The sequence below is a fragment of the Chryseolinea sp. T2 genome (assembly GCF_037203685.1).
Lineage (GTDB): Bacteria > Bacteroidota > Bacteroidia > Cytophagales > Cyclobacteriaceae > Chryseolinea.
In genome coordinates this window covers 674,507-695,078 of sequence record NZ_JBBCAU010000003.1, presented here as the reverse complement: position 1 = coordinate 695,078, position 20,572 = coordinate 674,507, and the positions used below count along the sequence as shown (strand labels likewise).

The 20,572-nt window shown below is 46.8% G+C and carries 15 protein-coding genes; 3 read left to right on the top strand and 12 right to left on the bottom strand.

Annotated elements, in window-relative coordinates:
- Nucleotides 1-33: 33 nt before the first annotated feature.
- A complete protein-coding gene (locus WBG78_RS12775; protein WP_337327157.1) occupies nt 34-588 on the bottom strand; it encodes a methyltransferase domain-containing protein in 555 nt (184 codons plus the stop codon).
- A gap of 524 nt (nt 589-1,112) precedes the next feature.
- Between WBG78_RS12775 and WBG78_RS12770 the strand changes: the two genes are divergently transcribed.
- A complete protein-coding gene (locus WBG78_RS12770) occupies nt 1,113-1,592 on the top strand; it encodes an Lrp/AsnC family transcriptional regulator (protein ID WP_337326812.1) in 480 nt (159 codons plus the stop codon).
- Between the two features lie 155 nt (nt 1,593-1,747).
- Here the strand turns inward: WBG78_RS12770 and WBG78_RS12765 are convergent, their stop codons facing one another.
- Entirely contained in the window at nt 1,748-3,184 is a 1,437-nt protein-coding gene (locus WBG78_RS12765; RefSeq protein WP_337326811.1) for a hypothetical protein, read from the bottom strand.
- A 379-nt stretch (nt 3,185-3,563) separates the two neighbouring features.
- Between WBG78_RS12765 and WBG78_RS12760 the strand changes: the two genes are divergently transcribed.
- On the top strand, nt 3,564-4,067 hold the full coding sequence (locus WBG78_RS12760; protein WP_337326810.1) for a phosphoribosyltransferase family protein: 504 nt from the start codon (nt 3,564-3,566) through the stop codon (nt 4,065-4,067).
- A gap of 240 nt (nt 4,068-4,307) precedes the next feature.
- Nucleotides 4,308-5,129, top strand: a complete 822-nt coding sequence (panB, locus tag WBG78_RS12755) for a 3-methyl-2-oxobutanoate hydroxymethyltransferase (RefSeq protein WP_337326809.1) — start codon at nt 4,308-4,310, stop codon at nt 5,127-5,129.
- A 346-nt stretch (nt 5,130-5,475) separates the two neighbouring features.
- Here panB and WBG78_RS12750 read toward each other — a convergent pair whose 3' ends face one another.
- The 10 genes from WBG78_RS12750 to WBG78_RS12705 form a co-directional block, all read right to left on the bottom strand.
- Nucleotides 5,476-7,863: an ABC transporter permease gene (locus tag WBG78_RS12750; RefSeq protein WP_337326808.1), complete on the bottom strand. Its 2,388-nt coding sequence runs from the start codon at nt 7,861-7,863 to the stop codon at nt 5,476-5,478.
- 144 nt (nt 7,864-8,007) lie between these two features.
- Complete coding sequence (locus WBG78_RS12745) at nt 8,008-10,641, bottom strand: ABC transporter permease (protein WP_337326807.1); 2,634 nt, start codon at nt 10,639-10,641, stop codon at nt 8,008-8,010.
- Nucleotides 10,642-10,678: 37 nt separating this feature from the next.
- Nucleotides 10,679-11,017, bottom strand: coding sequence for a PadR family transcriptional regulator (locus tag WBG78_RS12740; RefSeq protein ID WP_337326806.1), 339 nt, complete (start codon nt 11,015-11,017; stop codon nt 10,679-10,681).
- A gap of 454 nt (nt 11,018-11,471) precedes the next feature.
- On the bottom strand, nt 11,472-13,892 hold the full coding sequence (locus tag WBG78_RS12735) for an ABC transporter permease (protein WP_337326805.1): 2,421 nt from the start codon (nt 13,890-13,892) through the stop codon (nt 11,472-11,474).
- 172 nt (nt 13,893-14,064) lie between these two features.
- Entirely contained in the window at nt 14,065-14,460 is a 396-nt protein-coding gene (locus WBG78_RS12730) for a hypothetical protein (protein ID WP_337326804.1), read from the bottom strand.
- Nucleotides 14,447-15,784, bottom strand: a complete 1,338-nt coding sequence (locus WBG78_RS12725) for a PhoH family protein (protein ID WP_337326803.1) — start codon at nt 15,782-15,784, stop codon at nt 14,447-14,449. Before WBG78_RS12725 ends, WBG78_RS12730 begins: the two co-directional genes overlap by 14 nt.
- A gap of 291 nt (nt 15,785-16,075) precedes the next feature.
- Nucleotides 16,076-16,774 carry an AlbA family DNA-binding domain-containing protein gene (locus WBG78_RS12720; RefSeq protein WP_337326802.1) on the bottom strand — a complete coding sequence of 233 codons (699 nt, stop codon included), beginning with the start codon at nt 16,772-16,774 and terminating at the stop codon, nt 16,076-16,078.
- Nucleotides 16,775-16,866: 92 nt separating this feature from the next.
- The gene (locus WBG78_RS12715; protein WP_337326801.1) at nt 16,867-18,390 is read right to left on the bottom strand and encodes a magnesium chelatase; all 1,524 of its coding nucleotides are present in this window, start codon (nt 18,388-18,390) and stop codon (nt 16,867-16,869) included.
- A gap of 35 nt (nt 18,391-18,425) precedes the next feature.
- The gene (locus WBG78_RS12710; protein WP_337326800.1) at nt 18,426-19,523 is read right to left on the bottom strand and encodes a vWA domain-containing protein; all 1,098 of its coding nucleotides are present in this window, start codon (nt 19,521-19,523) and stop codon (nt 18,426-18,428) included.
- Between the two features lie 381 nt (nt 19,524-19,904).
- Nucleotides 19,905-20,525: a sterol desaturase family protein gene (locus WBG78_RS12705; protein ID WP_337326799.1), complete on the bottom strand. Its 621-nt coding sequence runs from the start codon at nt 20,523-20,525 to the stop codon at nt 19,905-19,907.
- Nucleotides 20,526-20,572 lie beyond the last annotated feature (47 nt).

Below are 20,572 nucleotides of genomic sequence, written 5' to 3'. Positions count from 1 at the left end.
GAAAATTGCTCCGAATAGTCATCGTCTCAATTTTTAGTATATAGATTCTTTTACACATGCGTACAAAATGCTATTGTCCGAAATAGCATTTTCGGAAATAAGGTTCGGGCTGAAATTATCGGGCGTATAGGTATGAACAGCAAATCCTGCCGAACTTATAAGCTGCAGAAAATCTTTCTTTGAGAACAATCGCACATGGTCATCTTGACCGAAGAGCCTAAGTCTTTGCTCATCCGATGTAGTCGATAAATCCTCAACAGTTTCTTGAACATCCCAAAACAATGGAACCATGATGATAGCGATACCTCCATTCTTAAGAACTCTGTAGATTTCTCTTAATGCCAGCGAAGGGCTCGTTACATGCTCAAGGATATGAGAACAAATGAGCACGTCATATGAATCGCTTTTTACTTCAGGCATGTTTGTTATGTCAACCTTGATATCATAATCCAGTCGATTAAAATCGGCGGATGTGTAGCTCACTTTGTTCCTTGCCTTCATATTGTTTGCAAAAACAGTATTCGGCGCGAAATCCATGATCCTGAGTATTTTTTGGCTTTTGTTTAGAATGAATTGTTCCAAGTACATCAAGTAGAGCCTCTCTCGATCGGATGATAGGCAAAATGGGCAATTGCAATGCGAATAATTGAGAGTTTCCATTCGTCTAAAGTCATACGGAAAACCATTTGTCTTGGCCTTGGACTCAAGTGAATGTGAAAACGGAAAGTAATGACGAACCCTCCTTCCGCAAACGATGCATCTAAATGGACCTCCACCAAAACGAAGTTGATGCACCAGTTTTTTGATAGCTTCGATCAGCGACATAATTCTTAAATCATTTTGTATCCAACGCTACAAAAAAAGACAGAAGCCTTGCAATTTTGAGGCTTAATGAATTTAGATCCTGCAAGCCGGAAGCCCAGCCTGGTATTACGCTTTGGCGATAAAAAAGTAAACTTTTTTATAAACTGACCTATTAACATCCCTTTTTTAATTATTTTCGCCAAATTTTATTTGGAATCAACCCTCTTTAGCAACACGCCTGAACGGCCGCCGAATTCACGAATTCCGTGAGTATCAGGCCCTAAGGAATTTAACACAACAATCTCAACATGAAACCAATCAAAATAGACGCTACCGATCGCAAGATCCTCGAAATTCTCCAGGCAAACTCCAACATCACCAATGCCCAGCTCGCGAAGGAAATCGGCCTTTCTCCGGCCCCGACGCTCGAGCGCGTAAATAAACTTGAAAGCTCCGGCGTCATACGAAGCTATCATGCGGTGATAGATCCGGGAAGCGTCGGAATCGGCGTTAGTACCTTTGTAATGGTTACTCTCAAAGGTCACAACAAGGACAACATCGAAAAATTCATATCGGCCATCCGTCAGATCGATGAGATCGTTGAATGCCACCATATCACCGGCGCCGGCGATTTCATACTCAAGATCGTCGCAGCCGACATTTCAGCGTACCAGCAACTTATGCTCGAAAAAGTCTCCAACATCGAAGTGGTCGACAGCCTTCAGTCGATGGTGATCCTCTCGACATTCAAGGACAGCAAGTCGATGCCGCTGCCGGTTACGGTCTAGGTGGCTGGCAAGCACAGTTGGCCGAAGGTCTAACTGAAACTCAGGTTAACTGCTCAGAGCATTACGGTGATCTTAGGCGCCTCCTTGCAACGAGATGTATATGTCTTTTTGTGCATGGTCCAGGTTGTCTGAGGTCGCCTTTATAAATGAGATAATCACGGAGCAAACCGTTGACGTTGTGTAGGTTTGTGTTCGAGTGAAAGGATTTGTTCCGTCGAAATACAGGCAACCATTAACAAAATAATCAAATGCATAGGCACGCCATAACGCGCCTGTATAGCGAACAGTGAGTGACACAATCCCCAAATCAGAATAAGACCAAGCAGAATACTGTATTTCCGAAACAACGCCTTGTTGCGTACGAGCGAGATGGCGATGTAGATTATGCCTCCAAAGGCAAATGTAAACGAGATTAGGAATGGTGTAAGAGCTTTTATTCTGCTTACCAACCCGTCACTTTTTCGCCATTCAGTTCTATTGATTCCCGTGAACCACACACGACACGCTGAAATTAATCTTGTCTTAAAGAAAAAAAATGGGCGCTCTTTGATGTGTTTAAAAGTGTAATGCCATAAGAGCTTTTCCTGAGCTTTTGTGAACTCAGAATTGTAAGTGACAAACATTCCTGGGTTAGACTTCGCCATGGCGGAAAGTATGACCGAGTCTTTCGCACTTAGATATTCCGACGTGCTTGACCTGATCTGAGCCCACTCTTCTTCGAAATCAGCGGCATGCTCTTCGCTCCTTTCAGCCACGAGATTCATAAAAATGTCATCACCTACATTGTTTGACCACAGATAATACTCTTTATAGTTTGCAGGTAACAGGTAAGCCCAATAACCTATGTGAGTTACGCCTGCGCCACCCTGTAGTGGTGTAAACTTAAATACTCCGTGATGCTTCAGGTTCCAAAATGCAAAGGGCATCAATCCTACAGCAAATATGAGTAGATGACTTGCCATGGCGACGCGATGACTTTTGAAAGATCTGATGAGAAGGAATGCAGCAGTAGCAACCGGAATGACTATGAAAGCCGGTCGTAGCTGAAAGTTTATGAATGCCGTCAATCCCCAAAGCAGCGCGCCCCAAGCGGTCAGTTTCAGTTCCAACTGCTTCACAAGAAAATAGAAGTAGAGCAACGTGAAAAAGATACAAAGTGCTTCTGCGGCAATCAGACCGGTGTAATAGGGTATTTGAATATTGATAACGGCCAACAACAAAAATATGTTAATCGATGTTCTTGAGTTTGTCAATTGCTCAATGAGCTGCAAACAAAGCCACAGGCTTGTCAGATAGAATAAGTATTGTATGATTTTGACGAACAGAAGGCTCTCATTCAACGACCGTATTAAAAACAGAAAATAGGGATAGCCCCAGGTCCTGAGCGTCTCCGGTACCTGCGTTGGAAGAAAGTACCACGAGGAAAAGGTCCCATGACCGAAGCTTTCTCCCAGATGAACGTATCCGGTTTGATCGGGGAAATAACTTTTTGACGCGACTAAAAATATTACAAAACTCGTAGCGATGTTTAGAGCAAGAAGTATAACGCTTGCTCTCTTAGAACCGAAAATCTGCAACAATTGGGTCATCATTTTGGCCGCATTACTATTGAAAGAAGGATGTTGTCTTCCTGAAAGGGACAATGAAGTTGGAAGTGTTCTAAATCTGTGACGGAGCCAGCCAAAGCAGTTTTAAGTTGCAGTGAATAGTCGATAGTTTAAAAACTGCCTTTACTAAAGAAAGGCCAATTGTCAAACAAAGATAGATTCCTTTGTGTATTTGGTCACAGTTGACGGTTTAAAATTCAAGGTGTAGCAACAGTTTCAACACCTCAAACTATACCTTGCAGACACCAGGAAACTGTTCACTCACAAGCGTGTTGTTTCACGCCAGATCGGCCTACGGTGGCGATCCAAAATTATCCTTACATTTGACCTTGCCCTCACCGCAAGTGAGGCATGTCATATCCATATGGTAGCAGAAAAATCATTGATCCTCGACGAAAGGCAGGTTCAACAGAAGATCCGCCGCATGGCCTTCGAGATCTACGAACACAACTTCAAAGAGAAAAACATCGTTATCGCCGGCATCGACGGACAGGGATACGTACTCGCCACCGAACTGGCAAAACAGGTACGACTGATTTCTCCCCTCGAAATCCTGCTCGTAAAAGTCACCCTCGATAAACTTGCCCCTTCACAGAGCGGCATTACCCTCGACTGCGACGTAAAGACCCTCCGGAAGAAATGCATCATCCTCGTCGACGACGTGCTCAATACGGGCCGTACGTTCGCCTATGGCATGAAACCATTTCTGGATGTGGAGGTAAAGAAGATTGAGACTGCCGTACTCGTGAACAGGAGCCATACCCTTTTTCCGATCTATCCTCAATACACAGGATATGCCCTCGCTACGACCATCAAAGACCACGTTGAGGTGAACCTGGGCAAAGGGGCTGCGGTTTATCTGGTATGATAAAGAGTATTGAGTCCTGAGTCCTTAGTCCTGAGTGGGTCGTGAGTACAATTAATACAAAGCTTCCCGATCAGCGTTAAATAAACTTAGTACCTAAGATCAACTACTACAACCCGATAAACTCACCAGATAACTACCATAATAAAAACATATTCTCCAGTCCTGATGTCTGACGAGAATACCTTGTTACTAGTAACCAAACTCAGGACTCAGGACTAACGACTAAATACTAATTGCGCCATGTCGACCGCCAGGAAACAGGAAATAAGAAGGATCACAACGCATCAGCTACGCGAGATGAAGAGCCGTGGTGAAAAGATCGCTATGCTCACCGCCTACGACTTCAGTATGGCCCGTATCATTGACGGCGCCGGAATCGACATCATTCTGGTTGGCGACTCCGCGTCTAACGTAATGGCTGGATACGAAACAACTCTTCCCATCACACTGGATCATATGATCTACCATGCTTCATCGGTGGTGAGGGCCGCGAAGCGGTGTCTCGTGATCGTTGATCTTCCCTTTGGTACTTACCAGGGCAGCTCCGGTGAGGCGCTCAGGTCGGCGATCCGCATCATGAAAGAAAGCGGTGCACATGCTGTGAAGCTTGAGGGTGGCAAAGAAGTGAAGGATTCGATCGATCGTATTCTTAGCGCCGGCATTCCGGTGATGGGTCACCTGGGCCTTACGCCACAATCGATTTACAAGTTCGGCACCTACACAGTTCGCGCCAAAGAAGAAAACGAGGCCAACAAACTCCTCGAAGATGCCAAAATGCTTGAGGAATGCGGCTGCTTCGGCATGGTGCTGGAGAAAATTCCCGCAGTACTTGCCGGTAGAGTCACGAAGTCGGTGAATATCCCAACGATAGGGATAGGCGCTGGCGCCGACGTCGATGGACAAGTCCTGGTTATGCAGGACATGCTCGGCATCAGCAAGGAATTCAAGCCGAGATTTCTACGCCAATACGCCGACCTCAATGGCGTCGTAACCGGGGCGGTTTCAAACTACATCCAGGACGTAAAGGCCGGAAGCTTCCCGAACGAAAAAGAGCAGTATTGATCCGCTTGCATTAGATCCGCAACAAGCCACCGCACGCGCGAAATCGAATCGTCTGTCATCGGTCTTCCATCGGTCTGTCATCGGAGTTCCATCGGACTTTCATCGGAGTCGAATCGGAGTTTCATCGGAGTCGCATCGGACTTTCATCGGAGTCGTCCAGACTTCATCGGACTTGTCCGACTGTCCCGGTCATGTTTAGCCCTTGTCCGTTCCGGAAAGCCATTAAAGGTCCGATCCGGAAAAACATTTAAAAGCTGGTTTATTCCGGCTGGGACTTTGCAGTTCCAGGGCTTAATCCGGCTATAGCTTTACAGGTTGATTAAAAGTAATTGCAATAGCTAATGGGTCATTCCGACCTCAAACTCTTCACCGGATTAACCACCGCCGCCCTCCATCCGTGTATGCTCACCGTTGCAATCGCCACAATCATGGTCAGCAAACCGGCTCCCGCAAATATCCACCACGATAGTCCTATGCGGTAGGAGAAGCCCATCAGCCACTCCTTCATCAGCAAATAAGCCACAGGGGACGCGACTGCTACCGATAACACAACAAGAGTAACGAACCGTTTAGACACTGTCGTAAGCAAATGAACCAACGATGCACCCATCACCTTCCGGATACCGATTTCTTTCGTGCGCTGCTGGACGATGAAACTGGATAATCCGAACAGACCGAGAGTTGCCAGCGCAATGGCGATTGAAGCGAATATATTCATGGCCTTTCCAAGCTGTGCCTCGGCATGGTACATCCTGTTGAAGTCGTCGTCGATGAAATGATATTCGAATGGCCGGTTAGGCAACAGCTCCTTCCACTTTTTGCCAATGAAGTCAAGTGTTTCGCTTGTGTTTCTGCCGCTGAGCTTCACGAGCACACGACCACCGTAACTGCTCGTAAACAAGACCAGCGGTTTGATTTCTCCATGCATCGATTGAAAGTTGAAGTCTCGCACCACACCACGCACCACTCCCGGCCTTTGCGTTTCCATTTCCTGGCCTATCGCTTCTTCTGGCGTCCAGCCCAGCCGTTTCGCGGCGCTTTCATTGATGATAAAATGATATTGCCAGTCGTCCCATTCGCCGTCGGAGGCCAGCTTCATGTCCTGGTCGTTGATGTTGGTGCCGGCAACAAGCTGCAGTCCGTTCACGGCCAGGAAATCCTCGTCAATAGGATTGGCGTTCACGGATATGGCCTGATCGTCGGGGGCGGATTTCTTGCGCATCGTGTAACCACTCATGATCTTCACAGGACTATTTGCAGTTCGGGATACAGATAATACGTCGGGATTCGACTGCAGTTGTTGCTTCAGTAGCTTCGCCTTGTCAAGAGTCATGTCCCAGTCAATCCTCAGCTCAACAACCTGGTCGCGTTCGTATCCAAGATTTCGTTCCTGCAGATATTGAAGCTGGCGTTGGATGATAATCGTCGAGATAATTAAGACAACGGTAATCGCGAACTGAAATACTACGAGTCCCTGTTGAATCCATTTTGCTCCCGGTGTATTCCTGAATATGCCTTTCAACACACGGGCGGGTTGCATTCCGGACAGTATCGCAGCGGGATAGCCCCCGGCGATGAGGCTAACGAGCACAGTGCCGCCGAATGCTACGCCAATAAACGACGGCTTCATCAGCCCTGAAATTTGAAGTGGCTTTTCAATCAACGAACTGAAATAGGGAAGAAGAATTGCGGCCACAAGTATGCTCACCAGAACAGAAACGGTAACCAGTACAAATGACTCACCGATGAATTGCCAGAACAGCTGTCCGCGGGCAGCGCCTGAAACTTTTCGTACTCCTACTTCTTTGGCTCGTTCAATGGAGCGGGCAGTGCTGAGGTTGACATAGGTGAAGCACACTATCATCAGAATCAGCGCAGCGACGGCACCCAGAATGACGAGATAGGTTATGCTCGTGTTCGGTACTTCGCCGGCATACGGAGAATGAAGATGGATCCAGTTGAACGCCTCCAGTGAGAGCCTGATTTTGGCACCTGAACCTTTCATCTCCTTGTCCATGAATGGATCCAGCTTTGGCTGTAACGTTGCCATGGAGCCGGCATCCTTTAACATCGCATAAGTAGTGTAGTTTGCGTTCCAGTAATCTTTGTGCTGATTTTGACCAAGCGATGAAAACGACGCAAGCATATCAAAAGAAATTTGCGAGTTGTTTGGATAGTCTTTGATGACTGCAGTGATCTGGTAGGGCTCCGCATTGCCGCCAAGAAGCAACGTATTGCCTATTGGTGATTCATTACCAAAGTAGCGGTGTGCAGTTGTTTCAGTGAGAACAAGCTTGCGTGGACCATCGAGAGCATGCTTTGCATCGCCCTGCACCAGCTCGTAGTTAAACATCTCGAAGAACGTCGAGTCTGCGAAAAGGAAGTTGGTCTCCGTAACCGGCGTATCGTCTTTCTTGACGATCATGTCAGCACTCGAGAGGCGCATCGCACGCTCAACCTCCGGAAACGTGCTTGATAACACGTTTGCCACCTTAGCACTGGTCCAGTTCCCCTTATTGGTTTCGGTGCCACCATCGAAACTGTATTCCATGATAGCGCGAACAATGCGATCGCCGTTCTTTTGAAATCCATCAAAGCTCATTTCATGCTGAATGAACAGCACGATAAGCATGCACGAGGCGAGCCCAGACGTGAGACCAACAACATTTATCAGTGTGATAGCCTTATGTTTCCAGAGGTTTCTTAAGGCGAGTCGCAGATTGTTTCGAAACATTTTTTACGGAATTAGGTTACCAAAGGTACGGCATCAGCTCAGAAGCCTGAACTATCTTGTTTAAGACTAAAAAATGTAAAAAAGGTTGCAGTCCCGGGACGATTTGTTTCCCGAAAAATTGCACAAGTGCACGGTCGGTGCTTTTTAGCCCTGGTCTGCCTTTAAACCCTCAACAGGATTGAGTTTCAACACCTTTCTGATCTGCGTTGAAATCACCATAAGAAGAACACCGATCAATATAACTACGGCGATGAGACTTCCTGAATAATCCATGGGCATCGGATACGCAAACAGCATGTTCAGGTAGGCCTTTGTGAACAGGTAGCTGGCGGGTATTCCCAGTGTCATTGAGACAAGCGTAAGTGCCAGGTATTGTTTCATGATCACGCCGGAGATACCCGAAAGCCCCGCTCCAAGAGTCTTTCTGATACTGAATTCTTTTACCCTGCCGGAAACATTCAGTGTTACGAGTCCATACAGACCCAGACTGGCCAGCAGCACTGCAACCGCGGCAACGACATTGGTGAACTCCTGTGAGCGATCGACGGATTCAAAATAACTGGTCCAGACATCCTGCTGATGTCCACCCTGAAAAGGAATCTCGGGGTAGAGCGAGGCCCACTGCTTCTGCAAACTTTGCAGAGCATTGTTGTCAGCGCCTGCACGTAGCCTCATCGTTAGGAAATGATAATCCTCTTTCGGCGCTTTGGTGAATACAGCAGGACGAACCTTGCTGAAGAAATCCCGCGAATGAAAGTCTTTCACTATGCCGGTCACCTCGTATCGCACGCTGTCAATAGTAAAGTATTCGCCGATCGGACTCTTCAGTCCCAGTTCCTTAACGAGCAGTTCATTGACCAGCACTGCGTGAGCGTCGGATTCTGAATCTTCACGAAGGGAAGCGCCCTGTAGTAACTGAAGTCCCATGGTCTCTAAGTAATTTCCGTCTACAGCAAACCGGTCGGTTTCCAATTGTTGATTGGTTGAAGTCCGGATGATGGAGGTTGTTGCTGCTTTTCCCACATGGTCCGCCGAGCCGGTCACTGCAACTACATCGGGATGGCTGATCATTGCCGCCTGCATCCTGTCGTATGCCTGTCTGTTAGGGACCTTCACGTACAGCATGTCCTTCTGATTATAACCCCAGCTTCGTTCATGCTGGAATCGATTATTCTGCGTGAGCACTACCCCGGCCGTTATGGTCATACAGGCAAGTACAATCTGAACGCCCAGGAAGATCCTCGTCAAAGGATTCTTTCGCCCGAATTGAAGTGAGCCTTTGAAGATCCTGACCGCATCGAACTGCGAAATATAAAACGCCGGATAGATGCCCGATACTACGCCCGTGAACAGCACGAGGCCGATGAGAAACATCCAGATGCCTTTGTTCAGGAAGTTAAGCTCAAGCGGCCATCCTGTAAACTGCACAAACCAGGGCATGAAGATAAAATAGCAAAGGGCCACGCCGATCATCAGAGCAAACAACGTCACGAAGATGTTTTCAGTGAGGAACTGAAAGATCACCCGCAGCCGGTTGGCGCCAATAACTTTGCGCACACCGATTTCTTTCAGACGCTTTGCCGCCGACACAATAGCAATGTTGATGTAGTTGAAGCAAGCGAGCACAATCATGAAGATGGCAATAATGGGCATTCCGATTCTTCCTTCTACGTTGAAGTCCTGAACGATTGCGTCGCGGATGCCTGAGGATCGCTCATGTAAACTTGTAAGCGGCTCCAGCTTAAAAGAAGTGATGTTCCATTCAGGAAGCGCTGCATGCTGAATGGTCTGATACTTTTTCATCTGATCATTCACCGCATTCAAATCCTTCGTCTCAATCTGTACCCATGTAGCTCTGAGAAACTGACTCCAGTCGTCGGGTTTGAACGCAGCACTTGCTGTCTTCAGGTTGTCGTAGTTGATCAGCAGTCCGAAGTCCAGGTCGCGCTCTTTGGGAAACTCAGAGGCAACTCCGGCAACAATGAAGTCCTTCTTAATACTGTCGCTGAAGATCATCGTCATTGTTTGTCCAACCGGATTCTCGTCTCCGAAGTATTTGGTCGACATGTCCTCGCTCATCACAAGACTGTTGAGATCAGTCAACGAACTGGCTACACCCCACTTTAACGGAAACGTAAACATTTGCAGGAACGACGGATCAACGTACCTTACTCGTTCATGAAACACGTTGTCCCTGTACTTAAGCACAATATTGCTTTCATCAATCCTGCACACCTCTTTTACCTGAGGCAGATCATGCTTTAGCGCTTCTCCCAGAGGGCGTGGTGTAAGGCCATACTGCTGAGCATTTCCATCCCGCGACGCGTTGAATGTTGCCAGGTATATACTACTCTTGTTCTCGTGGAACTGATCGATTCGCTGATCATAAGCCATGAAACTGTAGACAAGCAGGCAAATGCCAATAGCAACCGACAAACCAAACACGTTGATGAACGCCGTAAGCGGATGTCGGGTCAGGCTCCGGAACGATGTTTTGTAGTAGTTAGTAAACATGGGAGAGGGATTGCGAAGTCGTGTCAAACTGAAATGCTTCATGAGGATGGGGCGCGCAAGCCGCAGTGTCTCCCATATGTATTGTCTGCGGGCTCTCGCATAGGATCCCCGTTGCGCCGCCCACTCGTGGAATAACTCTTCCATGTCACCCTCGATCTCCTCGAGGTATTCTTTTCTGATAAACAACCGAAGAAGGTTAAGAGGCCACTTCGGCGGTGATGTCTTTTGTGATGGATGATCGCTTTTATTCGGAGAGTCTTTCATCGTAACACGCATTTAAGGGTTCCTGGTGTTTCAGTTACTATGCTGACTTAAGATCGTGGGCGAGGTGAGGAATGGTTTCCCAAAGACCCGCGCGTACATCTTTCAGCTCGCGCAAAACGCGATGGGCATATGGCGTAGCGGCGTATATTCTCTTGCGCTTACCCCCGCGTTTTTGCGTTGCTTCGCCGAATTCAGAAGTAAGGAACCCCTTTTCTTCCATGCGTTTCAATGCCGACTGAATTGAGCCGACACTAAGTCGTTCATTCAATCTGCTCTCCAGCTCGCGCTTGATCTCCACGCCATAAGCTTCCTCCTGTAACGAGGCAACAGTGAGTAACACCAATTCTTCGAATTCCCCAAGCTTGGTCTTTTTCATAAGTGGATATTGGTATTATTCGTAATTGCAGTAAATATAGTTACATTTATTTCGTAATTGCAGTTAAAATACTTTCGAAAGCTTTGGATTGGCTTCCAATAGACCAAAAGGTCGAGGTTGGATAAGTGATAAGTGTATAATGACACGTGTTATTTCGTGCGCGACTTTCTCTATAGATCTCCTATAGTGCTTCTATAGCTGCTCTATACTTTCTCTATATCCGCTCTATACTTTTCTATACCCTCTCTATACTTCTCTAGACTTCTCTATACTCGCCAATATCTTTTGCAACTGAATCTCGTCGCTGCTTGGTACTACGGGTTGTAGATCCGACATACATGGAAAGTGACTTTTAGCCGCAGGACGTCTGGACAAATCGCGGACAACAACGCTCATATGACATCGCAAACCATAAGTGCATGGACAAAGTTCTGGCGCTATGAACCAGGAAAACTTATTCAGATCTAAGGCTCTTCACCGGATTTGATGTGGCGGTCTTGAACGTGTGAAAGCCGAGGGCCACAACAGCAACAACGATCATCACCACCCCACTCACTACAAATACCCACAGGCTGATAGAAGTCTTATAGGCAAACCCTTCAAGCCATTTATGGGCCGCCCACCAGCTCAGCGGCGCCGCGAGCAGAAAGGCAATGGCCACAAGCACAATGAAATCAACAGAGAGGATGGAAATCAGATTGCTCACCGACGCACCCAGGATCTTTCGAATGCCAATCTCTTTTGTACGCGTCTCTGAGGTGTGCATCACAAGTCCCAGCAGCCCCATGCAGCTTATCAATATTGAAATTCCCATTGCCCAGCCGAGTAACCTTGCAGTATTCTGTTCCTCTTTGTAAAACTTTGCAATGGATTCATCAAAGAAGGTGTACTTGAATTCCCGCTCCGGATAGAATCGGTTATAAAGATTTCCGATTGATGCAATCGAAGATGACCAGCCGGTGCTCTCAGGTGTTAATGCAATGTGAAAGAAGAAGCTGTTATCATTGTTTAAAAACACGAGTGACCCAATTGGTGATCGCATTGACGACTCATGAAAGTCGCGCATAACACCCACGATCGTAAATGGAGTTTCTCCATTAAAGAGCTGCTCGTTAATCGCCATCTGAGGATCGGTAAAACCAATAACCTTTGCATATGTTTCATTGATCATGACTTCATGCACATCTTTTCCTTTTCTTATGTTTCTGCCGGCGACCACATCGATACCGTAAACGTCGATGAATTCCGGATCGCCCCACCTTACCTGAACCCTTTCTTTGATCTCCTCTTTCTGATTTTTAAAGGTGATGCGACCAAAGGCTGCTCCTTCGGTTGCCGGAGGAAGGAATCCGATCGTCGCCTTAGAAACACCGGGAAGTTTACTGATCTCATTTAGCAACGGCTCGCGGTTGTCTTTAGCCATGCGGTCCACATCGAAATAAACGATGGCATCTTTTGTATAACCTAGATCTTCGTGAAGCGAGTAGTTCACCTGCTTCGATACCATGAACGCACCGAAGATAAAGACCTGAGCGATCATGAACTGTGTTATAATAAGTCCTTTCCTTAACACAGTGCTGCCGGAACCTGATGGCAATACATTGCCCTTAAGAATTGACACGGCTTTGATCCCTGATAATACCAGCGCGGGATAGATACCAGCCAGCAGCGATACAGTTGTAATTAGTATGATGAGAAATGCTATAACTTCTGGCTGGGCCAGGGGCTGGAACAGAACACCAGCTGGGATAAAGTCGCTGAATAGGTCCAGCAATACCGGTGTGAGCGCCATAGACAAAAAGCAGGCAAGCAGCGCGATAAGAAAAGTCTCACTCAGGAACTGAAAAATCAGCAGCTTCCGCGAGCTTCCAATACTCTTTCGTACGCCAATTTCTCTCGCGCGCAGCGAAGTTTGTGCACTGGCGAGATTTGTAAAATTGATGCACGCCAGAGTGAGGATGAATGCAGCAATCAGGACCAATCCCCATAGCGTTGATTTCGAGGCGATGCGTTGATTAAATCCGTTATAAGCCCCATTGAAGTGTATGTCGGACAACGGCTGAAGTACATAGGTGAGTGTATTCTGGCTTTCTGCCTGGCGAAATCGTTTTGCTATGGCATTGACCTGTTCGCTTGCACCAGCGCGATCGTTGCGTTCCGCCAGCTTCACATAGAGCGACGAATAGGCCATCCAGTCGTTCCAGTTGTCCATCATGAAGTTATCTTTCAATACCGTCTTTGAGATGGTGCCGTAGGAAATGAAATCGGTTGCGTTAAGATGCGTTGTCTCATGAAGGTCGCGGACGATGCCCGTTATAGTGGCCGTTACCTCTTCATTATAGTTTAGCTGTTTGCCGATAGCGGCCTCCAGGGGTAATCCGGGGAAGTACAGTTTAACTCTGCTTTCCGTAAGGACAACGGAGAACGGTTCGTTCAATGCCCGCTCAGGGGCGCCGGCAATCCACTCGAATGGCATAATGCTGAAGTAGCCTGCGGTCGTGAATATTGTGCCTTCCTGTTCTTTGAAGATCTTTTGAGGCGATTCTGTCAGCGTCACGTTTACTTTAGCGTCGCCCTGGAAGGTCATCACGGGCACAACGGCGTCGACACCTGATACCTCAGCCATAGCGTTGGCCAGCGGCGCTGGTACCGCAGAACTATGACCATCAACACCATTCATATTGAGATCCATCACAACGCGATAGATCCGATCGCGATCAGGTTGAAACTTGTCGAAGCTATTTTCGAAATGAACAATCAGGAAGATCAGCAGCGACGCGCTGATGCCAATAGAAAGTCCTGCAACGTGAATGAATGATATTGCCTTGTTGCGCAGGAAACTGCGAATTGCAACGGTGAAGAAATTCTTTAACATAGGAATACTGGTCTGCGCTGCCCTTTGCTAAAATAGTACCACAATCTTAGTGGTCCTGATTATTTACAAAATGTACTCCTCGCGCTGGATTCGCACTTTGGGCTTTAAGCAGAATGGAATGAGTTCTTAACGTTTGTCCGGAAATGACACACGCTTGGTCGATAGAGGATAATCATTCCTTTTTGAGATTCTTCAAAGATCCCATGAGGTGAATCAGTACAGGATTGGAAAGACTGTTATTGAGCGCCTTATCGAATAGGACCGTCCCTTTGCACGGGCCAATTATACTTTGAATTTTTTGGGCAAGCTTACTATGATCCTCCATAACCAATGTGAAGCCGTCCTTGCAATGAGGTTCGAATTCCGGATGTTCAGTCAGTAAGTAGATGTGCTTCATAACTACATCATCTGTAACCTCGGGTTCCACACCAAGATTTATCAGATAGTCACGCTCTACATCCAGGGCCATGAATACATGAGCAGGCCCTTCCTTTGTTCCCATAGCGACATGGAAGAACGCAATGTATTTGAGCTTGGCTCGATCCTTTGGTAAATCAGAGAAGCTCATTGGCTAAGTTTGCAAGTTCACTTCGCTCACCTTTCTCCAATGTGATATGCGCATACAGATCGTGATTTTGCAGGCGATCAATCAGCGTCGACAGTCCATTACTCTGAGAATCCAGATACGGTGTATCGATCTGATAAATGTCGCCGGTGAAAATGATCTTTGTATTCTCGCCCGCCCGCGTGATGATAGTCTTTACTTCATGCGGCGTAAGGTTCTGGGCTTCATCAACGATGAAACATATGTTCGACAAACTCCGCCCACGGATATAAGCAAGCGGAGTGATCATTAACTTTTCCTGGTTCACCATTTCAGTAATGCGCGAGTATTCCTTGTCGGTCTCGCCGTACTGATTTTGAATGAACTTGAGATTGTCCCAAAGCGGCTCCATATAGGGATTCACCTTGGACTTAATGTCACCGGGTAGATATCCAATGTCCTTGTTGCTCAACGGTACAATTGGACGCGCGAGATAGATCTGTTTAAACTCTTTCTTTTGTTCCAATGCTGCGGCAAGCGCGAGAAGAGTCTTTCCGGTTCCGGCGACACCTTGAATAGATACAAGCTTAATCTCCGGCTTAAGAGCAGCGTGAATAGCAAATGCCTGCTCTGCATTGCGCGGCTTAACGCCGTACACGCTTCGCTTCTCAACATGCTCGAGCATTTGGTTGAGCGGATTGTAGTATGCAAGCGCAGATTTTTTTCCGCTGCGAAGGATGTAGTAATGATTCTTAACGACATCGACCTTGCCCAGAAGTTCGCCTGGAGGACAATAACCTTTCTCATACAGGAGGTTGATCATGTTGGCATCGATGTCTTCAATGATCGTCTTCCCTGTATATAGCGATGAGATGTTCTGTACTTTTCCGGTAGTGTAATCCTCGGACTGCAGTCCGAGAGCTTTTGCTTTCAGTCTGAGATTGACATCCTTCGATACAAGGATGACTTTCCTCGTCTTTTGCTCCTTCTGAAGCTGCAAGGCTGCATTGAGAATTCTATGGTCGGCCTTCTCTTCGTTGAAGATCTTGTTGGCATCCACTGCGCTCCTGGTATCCATGAGCACTTTGAATGAGCCTTTCGTTTTTCCGTTGAGAGGATTCCAGTTATGAAGCATCTGGCCCTTCGCCAGCTTATCAATAAGCCTGATGAACTCGCGTGCTTCGAAATTCTTTGTATCGTTTCCCTTCTTGAAGTTGTCCAGTTCTTCAAGAACCGTTATCGGGATACCTACATCATGTTCGTCGAAGTTGAGGATTGAATTGTGCTCGTAGATTATAACTGAAGTGTCAAGTACGAAGATCTTTTTTTCCTTTTTGGTCTTGGACATCTGCACAAAGAACTTGGTTTACGAAATGTAACAAATGAAAAATCTTTTTGAAAAGATTTCATGCGTTAATATTTTTTTAATTCAATGAAATAAAGAATCGCTTGCCAGGTAAGTGCCGCGTGTACTCAGCAGGCATCTTAAAGGAAGTCAATCCGTGACTGAAACAGAAGGTCACCATCTGATTTAGTTTCTCCTCAGTTTTTTGTGTTAACTTTCTGTTTCGCAGCACATGGCATCGTCTGCATTACTATCGTAATCACTGTTGTCGACTCAGTAATTGAAGATTCCAGGTTAAGATTTTGTGAAGGCGAGTGTGAATTGATCGCCGCGTTCGCTGGGAATAATGCGAAGTACATTCGCTGATACGAGCAATATCAATTTGTTTGAAGCGTAAAACTTTTTCAACCCTGACAATCCAACAAACTCGCTCAGTGTTATGGTTTTATTGTTAGCCAGATATTGCATGAGGAAGTGTTCATGCTCCCCATAGTGGAAACGGATGTCCCTTTTTTTCAGTCGGCGCTTAATGATTTCACGCATTTCACGACTGGCACGAATGCTCTTGTCGGCAGATCTTATAAAATACTCCCGTGCTCCCTGATCATCAGCTATAAAATGCGGACGGTTATCACTTACGTGCACAACGTATTGCAATACTGTCCTGTTGTTTCCAATGGCAATCCAGGTTTCTTCTATATTAAGTGCCGGCTGTACTTTCTCAAGTGCCTGCTGAACGGCAAGCGACTCGTCTTCCGGATATTTAACGCCAGGAATCGTTTTATCGTCACCAACACCAATGAGCAGTGTTCCGCCGGAGGAATTGGCAAATGCGATGAGCTCGCGTACAATCTTTTCGCCGCCCTCCGATACCTTGCGTTTGAACTCAAGATATTGACTCTCACCCTGCGCGACGAGTATCTGCAACTGCTCGAAGAGTTCAGCATCGAAGACGAGTGCATCCTGCTTCTTAATTCCACTCCACGATCTCATAAACAATGGCTGAGTCAAGTGTTGAATGAATTTACGGGAAGATAACAAATTTGAGGACGTCAACGACGTTCGCTAGCTATGCGCGAACATCATCAATACTTTCTTCGCCTGAAGTTATCTTCTTCTTCATCATCATCGTCATCCTGCCCGGGTTTGGGCATCGTGAACATTCCGCTGAGCAGATCCTTGAACTGCAGTCCTGCCGTGAGCGAGTGTTTGCTGATCAAACTATATCCTGCAAGCCCGTGGAGTACAAACTCCATGAAGAATAACTTGGTCGATGCATCTTTGTCTTTGTGGAACTCATTCACAATATCATTCAGGCCTGGAACACGCTTCAAAGTCGCTTCGTATTCCGTTTGAGTCATATCATTCAGGAGGTCTACAGTATTACCATCGCCAAACCAATCCGACACTTTCTTATAAGGACTCTTATCCTTTTGTTTCCTGAACTTATCAGGATCGGGAAAGTAATTAACAAACTGGGTGCGGATTGCCTTCACCACGAGATTCGATGCGACGATGCCAGGACCCTCCTGTTCTCCTTCATAAACTAATTCCACCTTGCCGGTGATTGCCGGGATTACACCAATGAAATCAGACACTCGTATTTTCGTTGAGCTCTCACCATTGATGATGCTTCGCCGCTCCGCCGCCGCGACAAGATTCTCGTATGCTGATATAGTGAGGCGCGCAGACACACCGCTCTTGGCGTCTACATATTCACTGCCCCGTGCTTCAAAAGCAATCTGCTCCACAAGGTCTTTCGCGATTTCATTTACCGACACTCTTGCGCGCTGCACATCTTTGAGCCGCGCCTCCTGTTGTGTGATGCGTTTACCGATGTCGAGAGTCTTTGGATAGTGTGTAATGATCTGACTATCGATCCGGTCTTTCAAAGGTGTTACAATGCTTCCCCGATTCGTGTAGTCTTCGGGGTTGGCGGTGAAGACAAACTGAATATCTAGAGGCATTCGAATCTTGAATCCCCTGATCTGAATATCTCCTTCCTGCAGAATGTTAAACAGCGCCACCTGAATGCGCGCCTGCAGATCTGGCAACTCGTTGATTACAAAAATGCACCGATTGGAGCGCGGTATTAGACCAAAGTGAAGTACGCGTTCATCTGAATATGGCAGCTTCAGCGTTGCCGCCTTTATCGGATCCACATCACCAACAAGATCGGCGATAGATACGTCAGGCGTTGCCAGCTTTTCTGCATATCGTTCACTGCGGGGAACCCAGCTGATAGGAGTCAGGTCACCACGTTCAGCGATCACGTCGCGTGCATGTCTTGAGATGGGGATGAAAGGATCGTCGTTCAATTCCGATCCCTCAACAATGGGAATGTATTCGTCCAGAAGATTCACCATGAGTCGTGCGAGCCTCGTTTTTGCCTGCCCGCGTAAGCCCAGCAGATTGACGTCATGCCCTGCTAATATTGCGCGTTCAAGATCCGGTATGACGGTCTCTTCGTATCCCCAGATGCCTTCGAAAACATTTTCTTTCGCCTTGAGCTTACGGATAAGGTTTTCACGCAACTCTTCTTTAATGGTCTTTGATTTATAACCCGCACGCTTCAGTTCTCCGAGTGTCTTTATGCTTGTGTGATCCATTAGTGGTAATGTTTTTATAATGTGAGGAACTCTTACTAGAGATTCTTCCTCCGGTTCTTCTTAAAGTCTTCAAATACGAGGTTGCCCAATCCTTCGAGACTGCTGTAGTAGGCATTGCCATTGTTTGCTTTTGTAAAGTCGCGCACAAAGGCTTTCAAATAGGGGTCCGTTGCAATCATGAACGTCGTCACAGGAACCTGCAGCTTTCTTAATTGTCCGGCCAGGTTTAGAGTTCGTGCTAGAATCTTCGGATCAAGTCCAAATGCATTCTTATAATACTTGATGCCTTGTTTGATACACGTTGGCTTTCCGTCGGTGATCATGAAGATCTGCTTGTTGGCATTCTTCCTGCGCCGCAGAATATCCATGGCAAGCTCAAGACCTGCAACGGTATTGGTATGATAGGGCCCAACCTGCAGATAGGGCAGGTCTTTGATTTCAATCTGCCAGGCATCATCGCCGAACACCAGGATATCGAGAGTATCCTTAGGATATTTTTTCGTGATGAGCTCAGCCAACGCCATGGCTACCTTCTTTGCAGGTGTGATCCGGTCTTCGCCATAAAGGATCATCGAATGAGAGATGTCGATCATCAGTACGGTCGAAGTTTGAGCTTTATACTCGCTCTCTACCACCTCGAGGTCTTCTTCCGTCATAAAGAAGTTCTCCACACCGTGATTGATCTGCGCGTTCCTCAGTGAATCGGTAACGGATATTTGTTCGAGCGTATCGCCGAACTCATAGTCGCGGCGCTCTGTCGTTTGCTCATCACCGCGTCCGCTGTGTGGCGTATTGTGTTCGCCGGATTTTGACTTCTTGAGCCTACCGAAGATTTCTTCGAGCGCCGACTGACGCAGTTGCTGCTCGCTCTTCGCTTTTAGCTTAAACTCTCCCTTCGGTCCCTCGTCGGTGATATAACCCTGCTTCTTGAGGTCTTCAATGAAATCGCCCATCCCATACTTGTCATTGGTCAGGCCATACTGTCTGTCCACCTCTGTGAGCCATTGCAGGGCTTCGGCAACGTTGCCACCTGTAATGAGCACCAACTGCATGAAAACCTTCAGCAGTTTTTCAAAATCACTTCCAGCCTTGCCCGGAGGCGGAGTGTAATTGGAAAATCGATACCCCAGCATAATCTTTCTCCTTACTCAACTTCCTTAAGAACCACGAATTCCGGGAAACTGTTTGGCCCCGGAACAATATTTTATCAAACATTAAGAGCACATGTAATATATAGCGCCAAAACCTAAAGATTGCACAATTGTGTTTGGCTATTTTTGTTTATTGTGTTTTTGACCGCGGAAACCCGCACTTTTTTAGAAAACCTTTTATGAAAAACTCTAGTTCGAAAAATGGAAATTCCGGCCAGACGCGTGTTAACGTAGTCACCTCGGGCAATTCCATTGTGGTGTTGGTAATGAACCCAGCTGGTGGGCTGCTTAGTTATGCCTGCCCTAAGAATTTAAAATTGAAAGCTGAGAATTGAGAATTGTTGAGGATCCCCAGCATTCGGGTCAATTCTTCTTCTTCATCGTCCCGTAAATGTAGTCCCACAGGGGCGACGACACTCCAAAAACCACATCTCCATTCTTATAATGATGTATGCCGTGGTTGATCCACAGCCACTTGAAGAAATTCTTCGGAGGCTGAAACGCGTGCACCATGTAGTGCACTGACAAATAGTATGCATAGCCTACCACGAATCCCGGAAGAAACGAGAACACCAAGTCACCAAGGATTAACTTAAAGACCAGCAGAAGTATCGTTGCAATCGTCACACTCAATAAAGGAGGCATCGCGAGCCGGTCTTTGTCTTTTGGAAACTCATGATGTACGCCGTGAATCAGATACTGCAACTTGGCACGTGCCTTAGTGTAAGTGGACATATGAAAGACGTACCTGTGCATGTTGTATTCAAACCAGGTAAACGTCAGCACGCCCAAAGAGAACATCCCAATAGTTTGCCACGTGGTTAACGACGTATGAGTGATGCTCCAGTACAGCAATGAACCCGAGAACGTAATGAAGATTGTTAACGGAACGGATATGTGCGTGCGCGACAATTTTTCAAGCACAGGACTCTTAAAGAGTTTCTTGCTTCCAGTGTTCTTCGGTCGTACATCGGTTGTCTCCATAGTCATCTCTTTTGATGAACCTCATACACCGCACCCCCCCCGAAATA